Here is a 22,191-nt window from a genome sequence, read left to right on the forward strand (position 1 = left end):
GGCCGGGGATGCGGGATGCCGGGCCCCTCCGTCCGGGAAGGGAGCCGACCCGCCGGACGCGGCGATGACACGCAGAACCGGGGCGTGGGGCGGGCCGGGCGGCGGAGTACCGGCCCGGGCGGGGATATTCGCGTGCGCCGGCCCCCTGGGTGACCCATGATGGGCGATCATGCCCAGGTTTCCGCACCCCGCCCCCGAATCGCTCCGCCGTGACCCCCTGCCCCTGCGCGGCCGGACCGCGCTGGTCACCGGGGCCAGCAGACGCGGCGGCATCGGCCACGCCGTCGCGCGGCGGCTCGCCGCCTACGGGGCCAGTGTCTACCTGCACCACCATGTGCCGCACGACGCCGCCATGCCCTGGGGCGCCGACCGCCCCGAGGACGTGACCGCCTCCGTGCGCGAGGCCCTCGGCGACCCCGGCGCGCGGGTGCTCTCCGGACCCGGTGACCTGTCCGCACCCGAAGCACCCGCCGCACTGCACGCCCGCGCGGCGGAGGCGCTCGGCGGCCGTCTCGACATCCTCGTCGCCAACCACGCCCTCAGCGGCTCCGACGGGGACCTCGACACGATCGACGCCGCCATGCTCGACGCGCACTGGGCCGTCGACGCCCGCTCGGTGCTGCTGCTCGTCCAGGCCCACGCCCGGCACCGCGCCGCCCTGCCGGCCCGCACCCCGGGCGGGCGGGTGATGATGATGACCTCCGGGCAGGACATCGCCGGCGGGATGCCGGGCGAGATCGCCTACGCCCTCCAGAAGGGCGCCCTGGCCTCCGTCACGCGCTCCCTGGCGACCGGTCTGGCCGAGCACGCGGTCACCGTGAACACCGTCAACCCCGGCCCGGTGGACACCGATTACCTGACCGGCGAGGAGTACGACGCCGTCGCCGCGCTCTTCCCCGCGGGACGCTGGGGCATGCCCGACGACCCGGCCCGCCTCATCGCGTGGCTGGCCACGGACGAGGCGGACTGGATCACCGGTCAGGTCATCGACTCCGAGGGCGGATTCCGGCGCTGACCCGGCTCACAGCGCCGACAGTTCGTCCACCAGGTCGTCCAGGCCCAGCGAGCCCTGGGACAGCGCGGCCATGTGCCAGGCCTTGAGGTCGAAGGCGTCGCCGTGCCGCTCGCGGGCGTTGGCCCGGCCCAGCAGCCACGCCCGCTCGCCGAGCTTGTAGCCGATGGCCTGGCCCGGGATCGTCAGATAGCGGGTCAGCTCGCTCTCCACGAAGTCCGCCGGCCGGCTGCTGTGCGACCCGAAGAACTCCTCGGCCAGTTCCGGCGTCCAGCGCTCACCCGGGTGGAACGGCGAGTCCGCCGGGATCTCCAGCTCCAGGTGCATACCGATGTCGACGATGACCCGGGTCGCCCGCATCATCTGCGCGTCCAGGTAGCCCAGTCGCTCCTCCGCGTCGGTGAGGAAGCCGAGTTCGTCCATCAGCCGCTCCGCGTACAGCGCCCAGCCCTCGGCGTTGGCGCTGACCATGCCCACCGAGGCCTGGTAGCGCGAGAGGTTCCCGGCGACGTGCACCCACTGCGCGAGCTGGAGGTGATGGCCGGGGACACCCTCGTGGTACCAGGTCGAGACCAGGTCGTAGACCGGGAAGCGGGTCAGTCCCATGGTGGGCAGCCAGGTGCATCCGGGCCGCGAGAAGTCCTCCGACGGGGGTGTGTAGTACGGCGCCGCCGCACTGCCGGGCGGGGCGATCCGGGACTCCACCTTCCGTACCCGGTCGGCGAGGTCGAAGTGGGTGCCGTCCAGGGCCTCGACGGCCCGGTCCATCACGCCCTGGAGCCACGCGCGGACCTCGTCGACGCCCTCGATGTGGCGTCCGTGCTCGTCCAGGTGTTCCAGGGCCACCCACGGCGTCCGCGCGCCGGGAAGGATCTTCTCCGCCTCCTTCCTCATCTCGCCGAGCAGGCGGTGGTACTCGGACCAGCCGTACGCGTACGCCTCGTCCAGGTCAAGGTCGGTGCCGTTGTAGTACCGGGACCAGCGGGCGTAGCGCTCCCGGCCCACCGTGTTCGGCGCGTCCTCCACGGCAGGCGCGTACACATCGCGCATCCAGTCCCGCAGCCCGACGACGGCCGCGGTCGCCGCGCCGGCGCCCTCGTCCAGCTCCGCGCGCAGCGTGTCCGGTCCCCCGGCGGCGAAGTCCTCGAACCAGCCGCGGCCCTGGCCCGTGTCCGCCCACTCGGAGAGCTGCCCGACGAACGTCCGCGTCGGGCGCGGAGCCGCGTACAGCTTGCGCTCCAGGCCGAGTGCCAGGGACTCCCGGTAGCCGGCCAGGGCCGCCGGGACCGCGCGCAGCCGCCCGGCGATCGCCGACCATTCCTCCTCCGTCCCCGCCGGCGTCACGGTGAACACCTCGCGCACCGAGTGGGCGACGGTGCCCAGGTTGCCCACCGCGCGCAGACCTTCGCCGGCCTCGTGCACGGCCAGTTCCGCGGTGAGCCGCTCGCGCAGCAGACGGGCACAGCGGCGTTCGGCGTCGCTGTCCGCGCCGGGCTGCCGCTCGGCCTCGCCGAGCCGTCCCAGCGTGGCCCGGATCAGCTCGGCGGCCGCTTCCTGCCCGGCCGGCGAGAGGTCGGGCAGCAGGGAGGAACTCTCCTTCACTCCGAGATACGTGCCGGTGATCGGGTCGAGGGCGATGAGCTGGTCGACGTAGGCGTCGGCGACCTGACGGGGGAGGGAGCTGTTGGTCTGTGACATGCGGACCATCCTGGTACGCGGCCCGCCGCGCGTCACCCGGATTGTGCGGAGGGAGAGGGCGGCAGCATCGGGCCGCAGTCCCACTGCTGGAAGATCAGCCGGGTCTCCACCCGCGCCACCTCGCGCTGTGAGGTGAACTCGTCGAGTACCAGCCGCTGCAGATCCGCCATGTCCGCGACCGCCACATGCACCAGGTAGTCGTCCGGGCCGGTCAGATGGAACACGGTCAGCGACTCCGGCAGGACCCGGATCCGCTCCACGAAGGGGCCCACCAGCTCTCGCCGGTGCGGTCTGACCTGTACCGACAGCAGTGCCTGCAGACCCCGCCCCAGCCTGGCGGGGTCCAGTTTCAGCCGGTGCCCGAGGATCACACCGGAGCGGCGCAGCCGGGTCACCCGGTCCAGACAGGTCGACGGTGCGACCCCGACCTGCGCGGCGAGATCCCGGTACGTCGCCCGGGCGTCGTTCTGCAACAGCCGCAGCAGATGAAGGTCCACCGGATCCAGTACGACAGATTCGGCCATCGGCCGAACGTAGCACGGCAACCGCCACCACAGACCCGTTCGGTGTTCACCCTGCTTCCATGGACATGGGCATGGACACGCGACGCACCACCAGAGCACTCGCCACCGAGGCCGTGCACGCCGGCCGGGACGATCTCGCCGGACTCGGACTGCACGCCCCGCCGATCGACCTGTCCACCACCTATCCCTCGTACGACAGCCGCGCCGAGGCCGCCCGTATCGACGCCTTCGCCACCACCGGCGCCGAACCGGACGGGCCGCCCGTCTACGGGCGGCTCGGCAACCCGACCGTCGCCCGTTTCGAGACCGCGCTGGCCCGGCTGGAGGGCACCGAGTCGGCGGTCGCCTTCGCCAGTGGCATGGCCGCGCTCAGCGCCGTCCTGATGGTCCGCGGCTCGATGGGGCTGCGCCATGTCGTCGCCGTTCGGCCGCTGTACGGGTGCAGCGACCATCTGCTGACCGCCGGGCTGCTCGGCTCCGAGGTGACCTGGACCGACCCGGCCGGGGTCGCCGACGCGCTGCGTCCGGACACCGGTCTGGTGCTGGTGGAGTCCCCGGCCAACCCCACGCTCGCCGAGGTCGATCTGCCGGCCGTCGCCCACGCGTGCGGCTCCGTGCCGCTGCTGGTCGACAACACCTTCGCCACCCCGGTCCTGCAGCGCCCGGCCGAGCAGGGGGCGCGACTGGTGCTGCACAGCGCGACGAAGTACCTCGGCGGTCACGGGGACGTGCTGGCGGGTGTGGTGGCCTGCGACGAGGAGTTCGCGGGGCGGTTGCGCCAGGTGCGGTTCGCCACCGGCGGCGTGCTGCATCCGCTGGCCGGCTATCTGCTGCTGCGGGGCCTGTCGACGCTGCCGGTCCGGGTGCGGGCCGCGTCCGCGTCCGCGGCGGAGCTTGCCGCCCGGCTCGCCGACGACCCGCGCGTGAGCCGGGTGCACTACCCGGCCATCGGCGGGGCGATGGTCGCCTTCGAGGTGAACGGCGACCCGCACGAGGTGATCGCCGGCGTACGGCTGATCACCCCCGCGGTGAGCCTCGGCAGCGTGGACTCCCTCATCCAGCACCCGGCGTCCATCAGCCACCGCATCGTCGACGCCGACGACCGCAGGGACGCCGGGGTCAGCGACCGGCTGCTGCGCCTCTCGGTCGGTCTGGAGGACATCGAGGACCTGTGGGCCGATCTGGACGCGGCCCTGGGGGAGCGGACCGGGACGACGCCCGACCGCACCCGGGCGCTGGCCCGGGGCTGAGACACCGGACGCGGGGAACGGCCCGGCGAGCGCCGGGCCGTGTCCCGTTCCCGCGCGCTGGGTGCGCCTGCCACCGGGTCCGGGCCGTCGCCCGCGGGGCCCGGACGGGCCCTACGGCCGGCCGATCCGCTCACCGGACCCCCGTACCCGGCCGGCCGGTACGGCGTCCAGGCGGGCGGTGATCACAAGGGTGCCCTCCTCGATCTGGTAGTCGAGCGGCAGGCCCAGGCCGCGCATCGCGGCCACCATGCCGGTGTTGGCCGCCTGCGTCACGGCGTACACCTGGGCGCAGCCCGCCTCGGCCGCCATGGACACCAGCCGTGTGAGGAGTTCCCCGCCGATGCCCCGGCGCTGCCAGGCGTCCTCCACGATCAGCGCGACCTCGGTCTCGTCACCGTCCCACAGCAGATGACCGAGGGCGACGATCCGTCCCGAGGCGGTCTGTGCGGTGAGCGTCCGCCCGAAGCGCGGGCTGAGCAGGTGGTTCAGGTAACGGTCGGCGTCACCGACCGGCCCGTGGTACCGCCTGCGCAGGGTCTCGGGGGAGCACCGCTCGTGCATCGCCCGCGCGGCTGCCAGATCACCGGTGTCCGCCCGGCGCACGGAGAGGTCACCGCCCTCCGGCAGTGTGAGCAGATCACGGCCGCGCGGCATCCGCGGGCCGAGCCGGGCGTCCAGCTCCACCAGCGCGCGGGCGCGGGCGAACTCGGTGGGCGTGAAGGGCAGATACGGCCGCTCCACGGTGAGCACACCGCCCTCGGGGTCACGCAGCCGGATGACGGTGTCGTCCAGGCTCCCCTCCGCCGGTACGGCCCCGGCCGCGGTTTCGCCGGAGGCCGGGGCGGCGGGCCGTGAGCGGATCGTGCACCGCCCCAGCAGCTGGCGCAGTGCCAGGGGCAGTTCGGCGGCGTCCGAGGCGGTGCGGGCGGCCAGTGACAGCACCCGGGTCGGGGCGTCCACCAGATCGTGGGCGTCGGCCCGTTCGGTCCAGATGTCCCTGCCCCCGGCGAGCGTCACCGCGGTGGTCAGGTCCGTGCCCGCCGGCGCGCGCAGCAGGAACTCGTCCACGATGTCCTCGCCCAGCGGGTGCGTCTGCAGGCTCAGGATGTCGACCTGACGCTCGGCCAGGGCCGTGCACAGTGCGGCCAGGGCACCCGGCTCGTCCTTCACCGTGGTCCGCATCCGCCACAGCACGCTCTCCCCGCGCGCGGCGGAGGACGGTGGGGCGTCGCCGGTATCGTGCGCCGGAGGCGCGTGGCCGTGGCGGCGTGCCCACCACGCGTGGAACGCGGCGGTGCACCGCGCGGCGGGTCCGGCCGGGTTCCGGCCGGACTGCGCGGGGCCGCCGTGCCGGGTGTACTTCACTTCAGACATGTCACGACTCATACAGGCACTGTGAAGGAATCGTGTTTCGTGATCACGAACATGCTGTGACTGAAGGGTAAAGGCCGTACTTCTGTCCGATGTGCTGCACAACTGACCGACGAGGTACGGCTGCAGTGTCTTCGTGAACAGCCCGGTGGAGACGTGGGAGAGCTCGGCGCCTTCACCCCCACCCGCCCGGCGGACTCCCGGAACGGCTCGAAGTCACCGGACGCGGTCCGTCGGTCCGGTAGTCCCGCGCCGGGTGGGTGCGCCTGGCGCCGTCAGCCACACGGTGCCGGTGATCCGGCGGCGTTTCACACACCGCGGCGGCTCCGCGACCGCCGCTCCCTGCCCCCGGTCGCGTCCGGTGCGACGGACCGATCGGCACGCCGGCGGCGATCACCTTCCACGCCGCCCGCGATCGCGCCCCCGGGCCGCACGTTCAGCGGCTGCCGTCGAGGAGGACGCGGGCCACCAGCGCCGGGTCGTCGTTCATGGGAACGTGGCCGCAGCCCGGCAGCCGGACCAGTCGCGCGCGGGGGATGATCCGCTTCGCGCGGACACCCTGCCGGGGAATGAGCAACCGGTCCCGGGTGCCCCAGGCGACGGTCACGGGAATGCCGGGCACGTCGTCGGTGAACCGTACGGTGGCGCCCGCGCGAAGGGTCTCGGTGAACCCGGTGGCCCCGGCGAGCGCGAGTGTCTCGGCGACCACGGCCTCCGGTGAACGGCGCCCGGGGCGGGCGTAGATGGTGCTGGTCAGTGCCGCCCGGCCGGCCGCGGAACGGGCGAGACGCTCGACCAGGGGAAGCGGCATGAGCTCCGCGGCCCGGCGCATGCCGAGCAGCACGGTGAACGCGTACCGCCGCTCCGCCGGGGTCCAGAAGCCCGCCGGGGACAGGGCGGTGACGGACCGTACGAGCCGCTCGCGGCCGAGGCCGAGGGCCAGCAGACCGCCGAGCGAGTTGCCGGCCACATGCGGCCGGTCCAGGTCCAGCGCCTCGCAGAGGGCGCCGAGGGCGGCGTTCATGGTGGGCAGGTCGTGGGTGAGACCGTCGGGCAGCGAGGGGGAGGCGCCGAATCCGGGCAGGTCCACCGTGATCACCTCGCGTTCGGTCGCGAGGATGTCCACCACCGGGTCCCAGGCCTGGCGGTGATGACCGATGCCGTGCAGCAGGAGCAGTGGTTCACCGCGGCCCACGCGCGCGTGGGAGAGGGCCACGGGCACCGGTCCGAGGGGAGAGGTGACCTTGAAGGAGACGGTCGCGGACATGAGAGTTCTCCTCGTCTGGGACTCGCGGCGAGTGACGCCGCCTGACGCCGTAGACAGCTTGTCAGCAATTGCTACCGACGGGTAGCCCCGCTCCCGCTCCCGGGTGATGCCCGGCACCACCCGGGACGCGGCCGGGTCCAGGCGGTCCGCGTCATCCGCAACCCCGGCAAGCTGCGCCCGCTCCCCGCCGTGGTGCAGCAGCCCCCTGCGCGCCGGGTCCCTCGTCCCGCCGGGCCTGCGCCGCCGCGCCCATTGGTATTGACCAAGGGTGAGGGCCGCCTTATGGTCGCTGAGAAGTGAAACAACCTTTAATAAACAAGGGCGCTAAAACGCCGCCGGACACGGCGATCGTGGAGGACAGGGTGGGGACCACGCAGCTGGAAACGGTGCCGGAACCGAAGTACTGGCATCTCAGGACCGTGCTCAGCGAAGCGCTGGACTCGGAGTTCACCGTGGGCGAGATCCTGCCCAACGAGCGCGATCTCGCGGCCCGCTTCGGTGTCGCCCGCGCCACGCTCCGCCAGGCCCTGGAGCAGCTCGAACTGGAGGGCAGGCTGCAGCGCCGCCGCGGCGTGGGCACCACGGTCGCCCCGCCCCGTATGGGTGTCTCCGTCGGCACGGCCCAGCACGCCTGGCCGGGAGGACCGCTGGACGCCTGGCAGACCCTCGACTGCGCCCTCGGGACACCGCCGGCCACCGTCGCCGAGACGCTGGTGACCGGACGCGACGAGCCCGTGCACACCGTGCGGCGCTCCCGTGTCTCGCACGGCCAGCCCGTCGCCGCCGAACTGCTGTACGTCCCGGCCGAGTCGGTGCCCGATCTGTCCGGCATCGACGCGCCGTCCGGCGCGGCGCGCGCCCGGGCGGTGCTGAGGGAACTGCAGCACCTCGAGCTGGAGCGGCAGGAGAACACCGTGGAGCTGGGCTCCGCCCGCGCGGACGACGCCAGGGAACTCGACCGGCTGCCCGGCGCACCGGTCCTCGTCGTCACCACGCGCTTCATCGCCCGGGGCCGCACCGCCGCGCTCTCGGTGGCCACCTACCGCGCGGACACCTGCCGGCTGACGTTCGGCGACTCCGGCGGCGTGCAGATCCACCACGGCCCGGAACGACAGGCTTCCTGACCTCACGGTCCGCCAGGCTCCGACGGCGCCGGGCGCTCACGGTGGCCGTGCCCCCCGGCGGGCGGGCACGGCCACCGGACCGGCCTACCGGCGGGCCGTCACCGTGCCCTCCACGGCGAACAGCTGCTCCTCCACATGGTCGAGGGCGAGCCGTACCGCGCCCGTGGCGACCGCCGCCTCGCCCAGCAGGGAGAGGGACACCCGGGGCGGGCGCAGGCAGTAGCGGGCCAGTTCGCCGCGCAACGGCTCCAGCACACCGTCCAGACCGGCCGCCCAGCCGCCGATCACGACCAGTTCGGGGTCGAGGGCCAGCACCAGCGCCGCCACGTCGTGGACCAGCCGGTGGATGAAGCGGTCCATGGCCGCGCGCGCCCGTTCGTCACCCTCGCGGGCCTGGGCGAAGACCTGGGCGACGGCCTGCTCGTCGAGCGGGTGCAGCGGCTCGTCCGTGGTGGACAGCAGCGTCTCAGGCGTCGCCTCCCGGCCCAGCAGGTGCAGCGCGCCGATCTCCCCGGCCGCCCCGCCGTACCCCCGGTGCAGCCGTCCGCCGATCAGTGATCCGGCGCCCGGACTCAGCCCGGCCAGCACGAACACCACGTCGTCGGTGTCCTTGGCGGCGCCCTTCCAGTGCTCGGCGACGACGGCCGCGTTGGCGTCGTTCTCCACCAGCACCGGGCACTTGAAGGACCGGCTCAGCCGGTCGCCGAGGCCCAGCCCCGTCCAGCCGGGCAGCGCCGTGCCCAGCCGTACCGTGCCGTCGGCCTCGACGATCCCGGGGGTGCCGACCCCCACCGCCCGCAGGGACCCGCGCGGGACACCGGCCCGGCGCAGCAGCTCCTCGACGGCCGCGAGCAGCCGCTCCAGCCGTTCGTCCGCGTCGACCGTCTCGTCGACCTCCCGTGCCTGCGCGCCGATCACCCGGCCGTCCAGATCGGCCAGCAGCGCGGCGACCCGGTGCACGCCGATCTCCAGGCCGAGCAGATGCCCGGCCTCCGCCCGGAACCGGAACCGCCGCGCGGGCCGCCCCTGCCGCCGCGCGATGCCCTCCTCGGCCACCGTCTCCACGACGAGCCCCGCCTCGATGAGCCCTTCCACCACGCCCTCGACCGTCGGCCGGGACAGTCCGGTGACCCGGGTGACCTCGGTCAGCGTCGCGCAGTCCGTGGCCCGCAGCGCGTGCAGCACCACAGCGGAGTTGATCCTCCGCAGCAGCGAGGGGTCCCCGCCGGTCAGCCGACCCACCGTCCGTCCTCCGAGCTCGTGCGTGTGTGGGGCGGATCGTACTCGGCGCGGCGGACCCCGGCGACCTCCGGGCGGGGGTGCCCGGACCCGCCCCGTGGACACCGCTCACCCCGGCACCACGAAGCCCGACTCGTAGGCCGCGATCACCGCCTGGGTCCGGTCCCGCGCCGCGAGTTTCGCCAGCACGGAGCTCACATGGGACTTCACCGTCTCCGTCCCCACCACGAGCCGGACGGCGATCTCCGCGTTGGTCAGGCCCCGCGCCATCAGCCGCAGCACCTCGCCCTCGCGCTCGGTCAGCCGCGCCCGCTCCAGCACCGACCGCGCCGCGCTGTTGCCGCGGTCGCCGAACTCGGCGGCGAGCCGGCGCACCGAGGCGGGGAACAGCAGCGACTCGCCCTCGGCGACCAGCCGCACCGCGTGCACGATCTCCGCGGGCCGCGCCCGTTTCAGCAGAAACCCGTCGGCGCCCGCGCGCAGCGCCCCGTAGACGTACTCGTCGTTCTCGAATGTCGTCACGACGAGGATTTTCGGCGGCGTGCCGACCGACCGCAGCAACGCGCGCGTGGCCTCGATGCCGTCCATCAGCGGCATGCGCACGTCCATGGCGACCACGTCCGGCCGCAGCCGCCGAACCAGCGGGATCACCGCCACCCCGTCGGCCGCCTCCCCGACGACCCCGATGTCCGGCTGCGCCTCGAGGACGGCCCGCAGCCCCGCGCGTACGAGAGGTTCGTCGTCGACGAGCAGTACGGTCACCGGCATCCGGCCAGCCTAGGTCAGCCCAGCGGCAGCTCGACCCGCACCCGCCAGTCGTCCCCGTCGGGCCCCGTCCACGCCCGGCCGCCCAGCAGCGCGGCGCGCTCGCGTATGCCGCGCAGTCCGTTCCCGCGCCCGGGGCCCGGCACGTCCTGCGTCAGCCGGTTGCGGATCTCCAGGACCAGGGTGCTGCCGGCGACGCGGATCCTCACCCGTACCGGGACCGCTCCCGCGTGCCGCAGCGCGTTCGTCAGCGACTCCTGCAGGATGCGGTAACCCTCGCGGGACACCGGCCGGGGAGCCGTCTCCAGCGGGCCCGTCACCTCGGCGTCGACCGTCGCCCCGGACGCGCGGGCGGACTCCAGCAGACGGCCGGCGTCCACGAGCGTCGGCCGGCCGCCGACGGGCTTCTCGGGTTCGCGCAGGATGCCCAGGACCCGCTCCAGGTCCTCCAGCGCCGCCCGTCCGGTCTCCTCGACGGCGTCCAGCGCCCGGTCGGTGAACTCCGGATCGCCGGCCGCCCGCGCGGCACCGGCCTGCACGACGGCGACGGTCAGGGCATGACCGATGGAGTCGTGCAGCTCGCGTGCGATGCGGGTGCGCTCCAGGAGCTGTTCGGTCCTGGCCTCCAGCGCGGCCAGACGCTCCGCGGGGGAGGGGCCGAGCAGCCCGCGCGCGACCGCGGTGACGAGCGCGCCGAGACCCACCAGGGCCGCGCCCAGCACGATCAGCGGGAACGGGACGAGCAGCGCGTAGGCCCAGTGGTGCCGCGCGTCCTCGAGCACCGGCACGCCACCGGGCACCGTTCCGGTGGCCACCTGGACCAGGGAGTAGCCCAGCAGCGGCAGCCACACCGTGACGAAGACCGTCACCGTCGCCAGCACCGTACGCACCGCCAGCCACAGCACGGTACGCATCCGGTCCCGCCATGTCGCCGAGAACTCCTCCGAGAACCCCGGCTCGCGCTCGCTCGGCGTGAGCAGCAGCGCGGCCTGCACCCCCTCACCCCTGCGCACCGCGGGGACCAGTCCCAGCGCCGGCAGCACGAGCACGGGCACCCAGGGCGTCCCGGGATCGATGAACATCCACACGCTGAAGGGCAGTCCGGGGATCCAGAGATGCAGCAGACGCGTGTACGTCGTCCCTCGCAGCAGCGGACGCAGGATGCGGACCATGGCGGCATCCTGTCAGGGCCCGCCGACCGCTGACCTCCCCCGCCCGGGGGAGGCGGTCTCCCCGCCCGGGGGACGCGGCGCCCTCGTCCGGCGGCCACGCTGATGCACATGACCAGCATCGACGTGCAGGACCTCACCAAGGAGTACGGCACCCGGCGAGCCGTCGACCACCTCACCTTCCGCGTCCGGCCCGGCCGCGTCACCGGCTTCCTCGGCCCCAACGGCGCCGGGAAGTCGACCACCATGCGCCTGGTGCTCGGCCTCGACCACCCGACGTCGGGCTCGGCGACCGTCGGCGGGCGCGCCTACGCCGCGATCCGGGAACCCCTGCGCCATGTCGGCGCGCTGCTGGACGCGCAGGCCGCGCACGGTGCCCGCACCGGCCGGAACCACCTGCGCGTCCTCGCGGCGAGCCACCGGATCCCGGACCACCGGGTCGACGAGGTGCTGGAGGAGACCGGCCTGGGACCGGCCGCCCGCCACCGGGTGCGGACGTACTCCCTGGGCATGCGCCAGCGCCTTGGCATCGCCGCCGCACTGCTCGGCGACCCGGAGGTGATCATGCTCGACGAGCCCTCCAACGGCCTCGACCCGGAAGGCATCGTCTGGATCCGCGCGATGCTGCGCCGGCTGGCGGACGAGGGGCGCACCGTCCTGGTCTCCAGCCATCTGATGAACGAGACCGCCTCGTTCGCCGACCACCTCGTCGTCCTCGGGCGGGGCCGGCTGTTGGCCGACACACCCGTGCGGGAGTTCATCGGCGCGCGGGTACGCCCCGCCGTCCGGATCCGTACGTCCGATCCCGCCGCCCTCCTGAGCGCCCTCACGCGACACGGCCACGAGGCCGCGGAGCATCCGGACGGGCACTGGACCGTGCCGGACGCGCGGGTGGACGACATCGGGCGCCTCGTCTCCGCCGCGGGCGTGCCGATCCTCGAACTCCTCGCGGAGGAGGGCACGCTGGAACAGGCCTATCTGGATCTGACCGCTGCCGAGACCGAGTTCACCGCACGGCACCAGGAGGCCTGACCATGCCGTTCGCACCCGTGCTCCGCGCCGAATGGCTGAAGATCCGCACCGTCCGCTCGCTCCCCGGCACGCTGCTCGTCCTGTTCGCGGTGACCACGGCGTTCTCCGCGGTCGCCGGAGTGGACAACTCCGCCGAACCGGACGCCGATCCCCTGTTCACGGTCCTGTCCGGTGCCGTACTGGGACAGATCGCCGCCATCTCCTTCGGCGCCACGGCGGTATCGGCGGAGTACCAGGACGGAGCGCTGCGGCTCTCGCTGGGCGCGGTCCCGCGGCGTGGGCACTGGTTCGCCGCGAAGGTCACGGCGATCGCCGTGACCACCCTGCTCGTCGGGCTGCTGAGCGCCGTGGCGGCCCTTTTCGCGGGGCGGGCGGGGCTCGGTGACGCGGCGGACGACCTCACCACCGCGGAGCAGATCCGCGGGGTGGCCGGCTGCGGCGTCTACCTGACCCTCATGGCTCTTCTCGCGGCCGGTCTCGCCGCCCTGCTGCGCAGCGGAGTGGCCACGCTGTCGGTGCTGATCCCGTTCGTCCTGGTGGTGTCCTTCGTGATCGGCGGCGCGGCGGGCACCGCCACCGACCTCCTGCCCGACCGGGCCGGACAGGTCGTTCTGCGGCAGACCCCCGACGGAACACTCGGCCCCTGGTCGGGACTTGCCGTGACCGCGCTGTGGGCGGCCGCCGCCCTGCTGGCAGGAGCGTGGAGCCTGCGCCGCAGGGACGCCTGACCCGCGGTGGGCTGACACACCGCCAAGTGTCAGTGGCGGCGGGTTTACTGGACCCATGGACATCGCCCGGCACATCGCCCTCATCGACGAGCTGTGCTTCCGCCCCTTCCCGGCGGAACACGGCCCGTCGGACGTCGGCTCCGGGGCTCCCGGTCACCATGTGGCGATCCTGGAGAGCGGCCCCGGGCCGGGCGACGGCGACCCGGCCGACCGGGCGGCCACCGTGGACCAGTTCGAGAAGGAGCGCGACGCCGTCTACGAGGTGCTCGCCTCCCGCTGGGGCGACGTCATCCCCTTCAACCTGCAGACGGTCCTGCTGCGCACCGGGGAGGAGAAGATACCCGAGCCCTGGGCCGGGCTCTGCGCCCGCGCGGCGGTGGCGTGGGTCTGGGAGGTCCCGGGCACCGGCCGCTGGGCCGTGGTTGCGGTGGCCGACCGGGACCCGGCCGACCAGGTCCGGCTGCTGGCGGTGGTCACGGAGACCGCGCCGCCCTGAGCGAGGGCCGTCACTCCCGCGCCGCGGCCTCCCGCAGCCGGCCGAACTCCTCCGCCAGCGCGGCCGGCGTCCAGTGCGCGTTCAGCCCGCTCGGATTCGGCAGTACCCACACACGTGTCCCGCCGATGGTCCGCGCCTGCGGTCCCACCTGGGCCTTCCGGTCGTCGAACGCCGCGCGGTACGCGGTGACCCCCAGCACGGCCAGCCACCGCGGCCGGAGCCGGGCCACCTTCGCGGCGAGCAGCCGCCCGCCCTCCCGGTACTCCTCGGCGCTCAGCTCGTCGGCGCGCGCGGTCGCCCGCGCCACCACATTGGTGATGCCCAGCCCGTACGACAGCAGCTCCCGCTGCTCCGACGGGTGCAGCGGTACGGCGGTGAAGCCGGAGCGGTGCAGGGCCGGCCAGAAGCGGTTGCCGGGGCGGGCGAAGTGGTGGCCGGTCGCGGCCGTCATGAGACCGGGGTTGATGCCGCAGAACAGCACGCGCAGACCGTCCGCGACCACGTCGGGTACCAGACGGTCGCGGGCGGCCTGGAGCTCCTCCCGGGTGAAGCGCGTCAGAGGATCGCCCCGGGGGCGTATCCGGCGGCCTCCGGGTGCCGCTTCACGATCTCGTCGATCCGGCCGACGACGGCGGTGACCTGCCCGCTCGCGGCGCCCGTGAAGGACAGCCTGTCCGCCATCAGCGCCTGAAGCTCGTCCCGGCCGAGCGGCAGCCGCTCGTCGGCGGCGAGCTTGTCGAGGAGGTCGTTGCGCTCGGCACCCTGTTCCCGCATGGCGAGGGCCGTGGCCACGGCGTTCTCCTTGATCGCCGCATGCGCCAGCTCCCGGCCGACGCCCGCGCGCACCGCGCCCATCAGCACCTTGGTGGTGGCGAGGAACGGCAGGTAGCGGTCCAGCTCGCGGGCGACGACCGCGGGGAAGGCGCCGAACTCGTCGAGCACCGTCAGGAACGTCTCCAGCAGGCCGTCGAGGGCGAAGAACGCGTCCGGCAGCGCCACCCGGCGCACCACCGAGCAGGACACGTCGCCCTCGTTCCACTGGTCGCCCGCCAGCTCGCCCGTCATCGAGGCGTAGCCGCGCAGGATCACCATCAGGCCGTTGACGCGCTCGCAGGAGCGGGTGTTCATCTTGTGCGGCATCGCGGAGGAACCGACCTGGCCCGGCTTGAAGCCCTCGGTGACCAGCTCGTGTCCGGCCATCAGCCGGATGGTCTTCGCCAGCGACGACGGCGCGGCGGCCAGCTGCACCAGCGCGGTGACGACCTCGTAGTCCAGCGAGCGCGGGTAGACCTGGCCGACGCTGGTGAAAGCCCGCGAGAAGCCCAGATGAGCGGCGATCCGCCGCTCGAGCTCGGCGAGCCGCTCCGCGTCCCCGCCGAGCAGGTCCAGCATGTCCTGAGCCGTGCCGACCGGACCCTTGATGCCGCGCAGCGGGTAGCGGCCCAGCAGCTCCTCCACCCGGCCGTACGCGACCAGCAGCTCGTCGGCGGCGGTCGCGAACCGCTTGCCGAGCGTGGTCGCCTGTGCGGCCACGTTGTGCGAACGGCCGGCCATGACCAGTTCGCCGTACTCGCCGGCCAGCCTGCCCAGACGCGCCAGCACCGCCACCGCGCGGTCGCGGACCAGCTCCAGGGAGAGCCGGATCTGCAGCTGCTCGACGTTCTCGGTGAGGTCGCGGGAGGTCATCCCCTTGTGCACGTGCTCGTGCCCGGCGAGGTCGTTGAACTCCTCGATCCGTGCCTTCACGTCGTGGCGGGTGACCTTCTCGCGCTCGGCGATCGAGGCCAGGTCGACCTGGTCGAGGACGCGCTCGTAGTCGGCGAGCGCCGTGTCGGGCACCTCGATCCCGAGGTCCTTCTGGGCCCGCAGCACGGCGAGCCAGAGCCGGCGCTCCAGCTTCACCTTCTGCTCGGGCGACCAGAGCGTGGCGAGCTCGGCGGAGGCGTAGCGTCCGGCGAGGACGTTCGGGATACGGGGCTTGGCGGGCGCAGGAGTCACGTGGACGGATTCTACTGGCGATTCGTGCAGGCCGGAGCCACCGGGTGGTTCGGCGGAAGCTACAAGAGCCCGGCCCGGCTACCGGGTCTCGTACGGCAGCAGTTCGGGCCGCTTGGGCGGCAGGCCGTCGCCCGAGGAGCGCCCGGTGAGGCGGCGGCCGATCCACGGCAGCAGATGCTGACGGGCGAAGCGGGCGTCCGCGGCCCGGCGCGCCACCCAGCGCGGCGGGAGGGCCGCCTCCGGGGGGAGGTGCCACTCGGGGTCCTCCGGCGTGTGGCCGAGCGTCTGCCACACCGCCTCCGCGACCCTGCGGTGCCCCTCCGAGGTCAGGTGCAGCCGGTCCACGTCCCACAGCCGGGGATCGCCGAGCGCGGGTGCCCCGTAGAGGTCGACGACCAGTGCGCCGTGGCGCTCGGCCAGCTCGTCGATACAGGCGAACAGCGCCTCCATGCGGGGCCGGAACCGCTCCAGGACCGGTCCCTGGCGGCCGGGGCTGTGCATCAGCACCAGTTGCCCGCAGTGCGGGGCCAGCCGCTCCACCGCCTCGGTCAGCAGATCCCGCACCTGCGCCATGTCGCACTTGGGCCGCAGGGTGTCGTTGAGTCCGCCGACCAGCGTGACGACGTCGGCCCGCATCGCCGCGGCGACCCCGACCTGCTCGTCGACGATCTGCCGGATCAGCTTGCCGCGCACCGCGAGGTTGGCGTACTGGAATCCGGGGGCGGCGGCCGCCATCCGGGCGGCGAGGAGATCGGCCCAGCCGCGGTAGGTGCCGTCGGGGAGCCGGTCGGACATGCCCTCGGTGAAGGAGTCGCCCAGGGCGACGAGGCTGCTGTGAGTGGGATTCGTCTGCATGGCGACAGAGATGGTATCCCGTGGCACATACCCGGCGGTCGGTCGGGCGGCCGGTTCTCAGGCCCGCTGCCCGAACAGCTCCTGCAGGACGTCCTCCATCGTCACCAGCCCCGCCAGCCGCCCGTCGGCCCCGAGGACGGCCGCCAGATGTGTGCGGCTGCCGCGCATGGCGGTGAGGACGTCGTCCATCGGGGTGTTCTCCCGGACCCGCGCGATGGACCGCATGTCCGCCGGCCGGAACGGCGCATCGCGCGGGGAGGCGTCCAGGGCGTCCTTCACATGCAGATAGCCGGCGATCCGCCGCTGCTCGTCCACCACCGGGAATCGGGAGAAACCGGACTCCGCCGACAACTGCTCCAGACCCTCCGGTGTGACACCCTCGCGCGCGTAGACCACGTGCTCCAGCGGCATCGCCACGTCCCGCACCGGCCGCCGGCCCAGCTCCAGCGCGTCGTTCAGCCGCTCCCGCGCGCGGTCGTCGATGAGCCCGGCCTCGCCGGAGTCCTTCACGATCTGGGCCAGTTCGGCGTCCGAGAAGGTCGCGACGACCTCGTTGCGCGCCTCGACCCGCAACAGCTTCAGCAGCGTGTTGGCGAAGGCGTTGATCGTGAAGATCACCGGGCGCAGCGCACGGGTCAGCGCCACCAGGGGCGGCCCCAGGGCCAGCGCGCTGCGCACCGGCTCGGCGAGCGCGACGTTCTTCGGCACCATCTCTCCGAGCAGCATGTGCAGATAGGTCGCGAGCGCCAGCGCGATCACGAAGGACACGGCGTGCCCCGCGCCGGCGGGGACACCCACCGCGTGGAAGACCGGTTCCAGCAGATGCGCGATCGCCGGCTCGGCGACGATGCCGAGGACCAGCGTGCTCAGCGTGATGCCGAGCTGCGCGGTCGCCATCAGCGCGGACACGTGCTCAAGACCCCAGAGCACGCTCCTGGCACGGCGTTCGCCCCGGTCGGCGTACGGCTCGATCTGACTGCGGCGGACCGAGATCAGAGCGAACTCGGCGCCGACGAAGAAGGCGTTGACGACCAGCATCGCCAGACCGGTCAACAGCTGTACGACGGTCATCGCCGCGCTCCCTTGTCGTCCGTGGCCGAGTTCGTGCGTCGTTCCGCGGCGGTCCGTTCGCCGGGCGGCGCGTGCATGAGGACGCGTGCCGCGCGGCGGCCCGAGGCGTCCACCACGTCCAGCCGCCAGCCCGCGACCTCCACGGTGTCGCCGACGTCCGGGATCCGGCCCAGTTCGGCGGCGATCAGCCCGGCGAGGGTCTCGTAGGGCCCTTCCGGCGCGCCCAGGCCGACCCGGGCGAGCTGGTCCACGCGCGCGGCACCGTCGGCCGAGAACAGCGTCCGCCCGTCCTCGTCGGTGCCGGCCCGGTCCAGGTCGGGGGTCTCGTGCGGGTCGTGTTCGTCGCGGACCTCGCCGACGACCTCCTCGACGATGTCCTCCAGCGTGGCCACCCCCGCCGTGCCGCCGTACTCGTCTATCACCACGGCCATGGTGCGCCGCCCGGAGAGCCGGTCGAGAAGGCGGTCGACGGTGAGCGATCCGGGGACCAGGAGCGGCTCGCGCATCAGCTCCGACACAGGGGTCCGGGCCCGTCGCTCCGCCGGCAGCGCCAGTACGTCCTTGACGTGCGCGGTGCCGACGACGGCGTCGAGCGTCTCGCGGTAGACCGGGAACCGGGACAGCCCGGTCGCCCGGGTCACGGTCGCCACGTCCTCGCAGGTCGCCTGCACCTCCAGGGCGATCACCTGGACACGCGGGGTCATCACGTTCTCCGCGGTGAGGTCCGCCAGGTTCAGTGTGCGCACGAACAGCTCGGCGGTGTCCGGCTCCAGGGCGCCCTCCCTGGCGGAGTGCCGCGCCAGCGCCGCCAGCTCCTGGGGCCCGCGGGCGAACGCCAGCTCCTCGGCCGGTTCCATGCCGATGCGGCGCACGATGCGGTTGGCCGTGTTGTTCAGATGGGTGATGAACGGGCGGAACGCGGCGCTGAACCAGCGCTGCACGTTGCCCGCCCGCTTGGCCACGGCCAGCGGTGAGGAGATCGCCCAGTTCTTCGGCACCAGCTCGCCGACCACCATCAGGAAGACGGTCGACAGCGCCGTGCCGATCACCAGCGCCAGGGAGCGCGCCACCGAACCGGAGACGCCGATGTTCTCCAGCGGGCCCGCGATCAGAGCCGCGATCGACGGCTCGGCCAGCATGCCGACCACCAGGTTGGTGACCGTGATGCCGAGCTGCGCCCCGGAGAGCTGGAAGGTCAGACTCCGTACGGCCTTGAGCGCGCCCGCCGCGCCCCGCTCGCCGCGTTCCACGGCGCGTTCCAGCTCCCCCCGCTCGACCGTGGTGAGGGAGAACTCGGCCGCGACGAACACGCCGCAGGCGAGTGAGAGCAGGATCGCCGCCAGCAGGAGGAGCGATTCGGTCATCGGGTCACCTCTGTCCCATGGTCGGACAGGACGGGAACGGATGCGCGGTGTCGCGGACCGGGAGGCTCGTCCATCGGCGGACGCACACAACCTTTCATGAAGGACCGAGTGGCCATCCGAGCGCAAAAGAGCGGCAAAGGATGGCCGGCGGGCCGCGGATCAGCCGTCGAAGGGCTTCACCCAGCGCCGCCACTGTTCCTCCGGCGCATACCCCGCGGCGCGCCACGCATGATGCGCGCTCTCGTTGCGCCCCAGCACCATCGCGTCAGCACGGCGCCCGCCGAGCCGCAGGAACCTCTCCTCCGCGGCGGCCAGCAGCGCGGAGGCGATCCCCTGACGCCGGCGGTCCGGGTGCACGGCCAGCCGGTACAGATGGCACCGCCGGCCGTCGAAGCCCGCGATCACCGTGCCGGCGAGCGCACCGTCGCCCTCGGCGAGGATCAGCGCCCCGGGATCACGGGCGACCAGGCGCTCCACCCCGGCCCGGTCGTCACTGATGCTCGTACCCTCGGCGGCCACCTTCCAGAAGGCCGGCACATCGTCCAGGTCCGCGGGCCCGGCGACCCGTATCCGCAGCTCGGTCATGCGCCGATTCTCGACACCCGACACCGCGGCCGGCCCGGAATTCCACCATCCGGACCGGCCGGCCGCGACGCGGCTCACTCGTGGGCGATGGCCTCCAGCACGTTCATCCGCGACGCCCGCAGCGCAGGCAGCAGAGCCGCCGCGATGCCCACCACGGCCGCCCCGATCACCACGGTGACGACGGTGCCCCACGGGATCGCGAGCGCGGTCATGCCCTGCAGGGCCAGCACCTGCTGGATGCACAGACCCCACACCAGTCCCAGCGCGAGCCCCAGGACCGCGCCGAACACCGCGATCATCACCGACTCCAGCCGGATCATCCGCCGCAGCTGCCGTCTCGACAGGCCGATCGCCCGCAGCAGACCGATCTCGCGGGTGCGCTCCACCACCGAAAGCGCCAGGGTGTTCACCACGCCCAGCACCGCGATGACGATCGCCAGCCCCAGCAGGGCGTAGACGAGATACAGCAGGACGGCGATCTGTTCGTGCACCAGCTCCTTGTAGTCGGCCTGGTCACGGGCCTGCACCTGCGGATACGGGTCGAGCGCCGCGTCCAGCCGCTCGCGCAGGTCGTCCACGTTCGTCCCGTCGGCCGCGTTGACGTACAGCGCGGAGTCCTGCCCGTCCGGCACGTGTTCCTCGACCGTCGCGATGCCGAAGACCACCGCGCCCTCCATCCCGAAGCCCTCGCTGCCGTCGGCATCGGTCAGGGCGGCCACCGTCAGCTCGGTGCTGCTGCCCCCGGGGAACTCGACCGGGACCGCGGTGCCCACGCGGACGTCATGCTTCTCCGCGAAGCCGGCGTCCATGGAGACGGCGCCGTCCGCCAGCGCCGCCGCGGTGTCGCCGCTCGTGTAGGTCACGCGTGCGACGTCGTCGACCCGGTCGTCGTACCCGGCCGCGGTGGTCTCGATCCGCTCCCCGTCCGGCAGCCGCACCGCCACCGGTGTGAACCGCTGCCGGACGACCAGCCCCACGCCCTCCGTGTCCCGCACCCGTTCGGTGACTTCCCCGGGGAACGGCAGGAAGTTGGCGTTCTGGATCACGAAGTCGGCGCCCAGCGTCCTGTCGATCTGCTCGTCGAAGGACCGGGACATCGAGGCGCTGGCCACGGACATCCCGCTGACCAGGGCGAGTCCCACCATCAGCGCGGCCGCCGTGGCGCCGGTGCGGCGCGGGTTGCGCAGGGCGTTGCGCTGGCTCATCCGGCCGACCGGACCGAACAGCGCGGGGAAGACCCCGCCCAGCACCCGGATCACCGGCCGCACCAGCAGCGGCCCGGCGATGACGGTCGCGATCAGGGTGAGGACCACTCCGAGCCCCAGCAGCGCGGCCGCGGAGGAGGTGTCGGAGGCCAGTGCGCAGCCCGTCAGCGCGGCCGCGCCCAGCACACCCACCACGGACCCCGCCACCGCACGGGTGCGCAGCGGCCTCCCCGCCCCACCGCCGTCCGCGTCGGCCAGCGCGGCCATCGGCGACACCCCCGCCGCACGGCGTGCCGGAAGATACGCCGCCACGAAGGTGACGCCCACCCCCACGGCGTACGACGTGACGGGCGTGGCCCAGCCGACGGCCATCTCCGCGGTCTTCAGATTCATGCCGAAGGCGCTCATGAGCCGGATCAGACCGAAGGCGAGGCCGATGCCGGCAGCCAGGCCCAGCGTCGAGCCGACCAGGCCGAGCAGCACCGCCTCGGTGAGCACCGACCGGCGCACCTGCCGCCGGTCCGCGCCGAGCGCGCGCAGGAGACCCAGTTCGCGGGTCCGCTGGGCGATCAGCATCGAGAAGGTGTTGACGATCAGGAAGATCCCGACGAGCACCGCGATCCCGGCGAAGCCGAGCATCACGTACTTGATCACGTCGATGAACCCGCCGAGCTCCTCGGCCGCCGTCTCGGCCGTCTCGGCGGCCGTCCGCACCTCGTAGGCGCCGGCGCCGAGCTCCGCGGTGACCCGCTGCTCGAGCTCTTCGTCCGACACGCCGGGTGCGGCGGTCAGCGAGACGCTGGTCGCCCGGTCCGCGTCGCCCAGCAGCCGGGCGGCGGCGACCTCGGGGTCGAGGAAGACCAGGGCGGCGCCCGGATTGGTGGTGGTGAACGTGGCGATGCCGACGATCTCGACCCGGAAGGTGCCGGGCTGTGCCTGTACGGACAGGGTGTCGCCGATCTCCACGTCCTTGGCCTCGGCGGTGTCCGCGTCCAGTGCCGCCTCGCCGTCTCCGCGCGGGGCCCGGCCGGAGGTCAGCTCCACCACACTGCGGTCGCTGACGTACCAGTCCACAGCGATGGTCGGTGCGCCCGTGGTCGGTCCGACCGACTCGTTGTCGCTGTCGACGATCGTGAGGTTCTGGACCTCGACATCGGAGCGGGCCGACTCGACACCGTCGAGCCGGGAGAGCTGCCCGGCGAGGTCGGCCGGGAGGGTCCGCACCGCTCCGGTGGGCACCGACGACTCCAGGTCGTCCGGGGGCGTCACGGTCACATCGGCGGACGAGGAGGCGAACAGCCGGTCGAAGGTACGGGAGACCGTGTCGGAGAAGATCAGGCTGCCCGCGACGAACGCCACGGAGAGCACGACGGCCAGGGCGGACAGCATCAGCCGCCCCTTGTGCGCGAGGAAGCTCCTCAGCGTCGCCTTCAGCACG

20 protein-coding genes are annotated in these 22,191 nt (G+C 73.3%); 6 read left to right on the forward strand and 14 right to left on the reverse strand.

The genetic code is table 11. The annotated features are described in order from the left end of the window. The first annotated feature begins 169 nt into the window (after window positions 1–169). The gene (locus HTV45_RS24340) at window positions 170–1,015 is read left to right on the forward strand and encodes an SDR family oxidoreductase (protein ID WP_215207995.1); all 846 of its coding nucleotides are present in this window, start codon (window positions 170–172) and stop codon (window positions 1,013–1,015) included. Window positions 1,016–1,021: 6 nt separating this feature from the next. On the opposite strand, the gene HTV45_RS24345 is transcribed toward HTV45_RS24340, so the two are convergent. Both HTV45_RS24345 and HTV45_RS24350 read right to left on the reverse strand, forming a co-directional pair. Next, window positions 1,022–2,710: a DUF885 domain-containing protein gene (locus tag HTV45_RS24345; protein ID WP_215207996.1), complete on the reverse strand. Its 1,689-nt coding sequence runs from the start codon at window positions 2,708–2,710 to the stop codon at window positions 1,022–1,024. A 32-nt stretch (window positions 2,711–2,742) separates the two neighbouring features. Next, window positions 2,743–3,234 (reverse strand): Lrp/AsnC family transcriptional regulator, encoded by a 492-nt coding sequence (locus HTV45_RS24350; RefSeq protein ID WP_215207997.1) that lies wholly within the window; start codon window positions 3,232–3,234, stop codon window positions 2,743–2,745. A gap of 59 nt (window positions 3,235–3,293) precedes the next feature. On the opposite strand from HTV45_RS24350, the gene HTV45_RS24355 reads away from it, so the two are divergent. Next, window positions 3,294–4,484, forward strand: a complete 1,191-nt coding sequence (locus tag HTV45_RS24355; RefSeq protein WP_215207998.1) for a PLP-dependent aspartate aminotransferase family protein — start codon at window positions 3,294–3,296, stop codon at window positions 4,482–4,484. Window positions 4,485–4,595: 111 nt separating this feature from the next. On the opposite strand, the gene HTV45_RS24360 is transcribed toward HTV45_RS24355, so the two are convergent. After that, window positions 4,596–5,858: a GNAT family N-acetyltransferase gene (locus tag HTV45_RS24360; protein WP_215207999.1), complete on the reverse strand. Its 1,263-nt coding sequence runs from the start codon at window positions 5,856–5,858 to the stop codon at window positions 4,596–4,598. A 433-nt stretch (window positions 5,859–6,291) separates the two neighbouring features. Further along, complete coding sequence (locus tag HTV45_RS24365) at window positions 6,292–7,122, reverse strand: alpha/beta fold hydrolase (protein ID WP_215208000.1); 831 nt, start codon at window positions 7,120–7,122, stop codon at window positions 6,292–6,294. A 362-nt stretch (window positions 7,123–7,484) separates the two neighbouring features. Here HTV45_RS24365 and HTV45_RS24370 point away from each other — a divergent pair, with 362 nt between their 5' ends. Further along, window positions 7,485–8,246, forward strand: coding sequence for a GntR family transcriptional regulator (locus HTV45_RS24370; protein ID WP_215208001.1), 762 nt, complete (start codon window positions 7,485–7,487; stop codon window positions 8,244–8,246). A gap of 84 nt (window positions 8,247–8,330) precedes the next feature. On the opposite strand, the gene HTV45_RS24375 is transcribed toward HTV45_RS24370, so the two are convergent. The 3 genes from HTV45_RS24375 to HTV45_RS24385 all read right to left on the reverse strand — a co-directional run bounded on the left by HTV45_RS24375 (window position 8,331) and on the right by HTV45_RS24385 (window position 11,422). Then, a complete protein-coding gene (locus HTV45_RS24375; RefSeq protein ID WP_215208002.1) occupies window positions 8,331–9,488 on the reverse strand; it encodes an ROK family transcriptional regulator in 1,158 nt (385 codons plus the stop codon). A gap of 105 nt (window positions 9,489–9,593) precedes the next feature. Beyond that, a complete protein-coding gene (locus tag HTV45_RS24380) occupies window positions 9,594–10,253 on the reverse strand; it encodes a response regulator transcription factor (protein WP_215208003.1) in 660 nt (219 codons plus the stop codon). A 14-nt stretch (window positions 10,254–10,267) separates the two neighbouring features. Further along, complete coding sequence (locus HTV45_RS24385; RefSeq protein WP_215208004.1) at window positions 10,268–11,422, reverse strand: histidine kinase; 1,155 nt, start codon at window positions 11,420–11,422, stop codon at window positions 10,268–10,270. Window positions 11,423–11,530: 108 nt separating this feature from the next. Here HTV45_RS24385 and HTV45_RS24390 point away from each other — a divergent pair, with 108 nt between their 5' ends. From HTV45_RS24390 to HTV45_RS24400, 3 genes are read left to right on the forward strand one after another with little or no spacing between them, the layout of a single operon-like run. Further along, on the forward strand, window positions 11,531–12,451 hold the full coding sequence (locus tag HTV45_RS24390; RefSeq protein WP_215208005.1) for an ABC transporter ATP-binding protein: 921 nt from the start codon (window positions 11,531–11,533) through the stop codon (window positions 12,449–12,451). Between the two features lie 2 nt (window positions 12,452–12,453). Then, window positions 12,454–13,179, forward strand: a complete 726-nt coding sequence (locus HTV45_RS24395) for an ABC transporter permease (RefSeq protein WP_215208006.1) — start codon at window positions 12,454–12,456, stop codon at window positions 13,177–13,179. Window positions 13,180–13,234: 55 nt separating this feature from the next. Further along, window positions 13,235–13,675, forward strand: coding sequence for a hypothetical protein (locus HTV45_RS24400; RefSeq protein WP_215208007.1), 441 nt, complete (start codon window positions 13,235–13,237; stop codon window positions 13,673–13,675). Window positions 13,676–13,685: 10 nt separating this feature from the next. Here HTV45_RS24400 and mug read toward each other — a convergent pair whose 3' ends face one another. From mug to HTV45_RS24435, 7 genes are all read right to left on the reverse strand, one after another. Continuing rightward, window positions 13,686–14,234, reverse strand: coding sequence for a G/U mismatch-specific DNA glycosylase (gene mug / locus HTV45_RS24405; RefSeq protein ID WP_215208110.1), 549 nt, complete (start codon window positions 14,232–14,234; stop codon window positions 13,686–13,688). After that, window positions 14,231–15,673, reverse strand: a complete 1,443-nt coding sequence (gene purB / locus HTV45_RS24410; RefSeq protein WP_215208008.1) for an adenylosuccinate lyase — start codon at window positions 15,671–15,673, stop codon at window positions 14,231–14,233. Before purB ends, mug begins: the two co-directional genes overlap by 4 nt. A gap of 78 nt (window positions 15,674–15,751) precedes the next feature. Beyond that, window positions 15,752–16,528: an SGNH/GDSL hydrolase family protein gene (locus tag HTV45_RS24415; protein WP_215208009.1), complete on the reverse strand. Its 777-nt coding sequence runs from the start codon at window positions 16,526–16,528 to the stop codon at window positions 15,752–15,754. 57 nt (window positions 16,529–16,585) lie between these two features. Further along, the gene (locus tag HTV45_RS24420; RefSeq protein WP_215208010.1) at window positions 16,586–17,599 is read right to left on the reverse strand and encodes a hemolysin family protein; all 1,014 of its coding nucleotides are present in this window, start codon (window positions 17,597–17,599) and stop codon (window positions 16,586–16,588) included. Next, window positions 17,596–18,963: a hemolysin family protein gene (locus HTV45_RS24425; RefSeq protein WP_215208011.1), complete on the reverse strand. Its 1,368-nt coding sequence runs from the start codon at window positions 18,961–18,963 to the stop codon at window positions 17,596–17,598. Before HTV45_RS24425 ends, HTV45_RS24420 begins: the two co-directional genes overlap by 4 nt. Window positions 18,964–19,122: 159 nt before the next feature. Continuing rightward, the gene (locus HTV45_RS24430; RefSeq protein WP_215208012.1) at window positions 19,123–19,548 is read right to left on the reverse strand and encodes a GNAT family N-acetyltransferase; all 426 of its coding nucleotides are present in this window, start codon (window positions 19,546–19,548) and stop codon (window positions 19,123–19,125) included. A 74-nt stretch (window positions 19,549–19,622) separates the two neighbouring features. Further along, window positions 19,623–22,190: an ABC transporter permease gene (locus HTV45_RS24435; RefSeq protein WP_215208013.1), complete on the reverse strand. Its 2,568-nt coding sequence runs from the start codon at window positions 22,188–22,190 to the stop codon at window positions 19,623–19,625. Between the last annotated feature and the right edge of the window lies 1 nt (window position 22,191).

Origin of the sequence: Streptomyces sp. CHD11 (assembly GCF_018638295.1) — a bacterium.
Taxonomy (GTDB): Bacteria; Actinomycetota; Actinomycetes; order Streptomycetales; family Streptomycetaceae; genus Streptomyces.

Coding starts and splice junctions, on each gene's coding strand:
- HTV45_RS24395 (WP_215208006.1), top strand. CDS start 12,454: ATGCCGTTCGCACCCGTGCTCCGCGCCGAATGGCTGAAGATCCGCACC.
- HTV45_RS24345 (WP_215207996.1), bottom strand. CDS start 2,710: ATGTCACAGACCAACAGCTCCCTCCCCCGTCAGGTCGCCGACGCCTAC.
- HTV45_RS24350 (WP_215207997.1), bottom strand. CDS start 3,234: ATGGCCGAATCTGTCGTACTGGATCCGGTGGACCTTCATCTGCTGCGG.
- HTV45_RS24420 (WP_215208010.1), bottom strand. CDS start 17,599: ATGACCGTCGTACAGCTGTTGACCGGTCTGGCGATGCTGGTCGTCAAC.
- HTV45_RS24400 (WP_215208007.1), top strand. CDS start 13,235: ATGGACATCGCCCGGCACATCGCCCTCATCGACGAGCTGTGCTTCCGC.
- HTV45_RS24380 (WP_215208003.1), bottom strand. CDS start 10,253: ATGCCGGTGACCGTACTGCTCGTCGACGACGAACCTCTCGTACGCGCG.
- HTV45_RS24365 (WP_215208000.1), bottom strand. CDS start 7,122: ATGTCCGCGACCGTCTCCTTCAAGGTCACCTCTCCCCTCGGACCGGTG.
- HTV45_RS24425 (WP_215208011.1), bottom strand. CDS start 18,963: ATGACCGAATCGCTCCTCCTGCTGGCGGCGATCCTGCTCTCACTCGCC.
- HTV45_RS24355 (WP_215207998.1), top strand. CDS start 3,294: ATGGACATGGGCATGGACACGCGACGCACCACCAGAGCACTCGCCACC.
- HTV45_RS24415 (WP_215208009.1), bottom strand. CDS start 16,528: ATGCAGACGAATCCCACTCACAGCAGCCTCGTCGCCCTGGGCGACTCC.
- HTV45_RS24385 (WP_215208004.1), bottom strand. CDS start 11,422: ATGGTCCGCATCCTGCGTCCGCTGCTGCGAGGGACGACGTACACGCGT.
- HTV45_RS24340 (WP_215207995.1), top strand. CDS start 170: ATGCCCAGGTTTCCGCACCCCGCCCCCGAATCGCTCCGCCGTGACCCC.
- HTV45_RS24390 (WP_215208005.1), top strand. CDS start 11,531: ATGACCAGCATCGACGTGCAGGACCTCACCAAGGAGTACGGCACCCGG.
- HTV45_RS24430 (WP_215208012.1), bottom strand. CDS start 19,548: ATGACCGAGCTGCGGATACGGGTCGCCGGGCCCGCGGACCTGGACGAT.
- HTV45_RS24360 (WP_215207999.1), bottom strand. CDS start 5,858: ATGTCTGAAGTGAAGTACACCCGGCACGGCGGCCCCGCGCAGTCCGGC.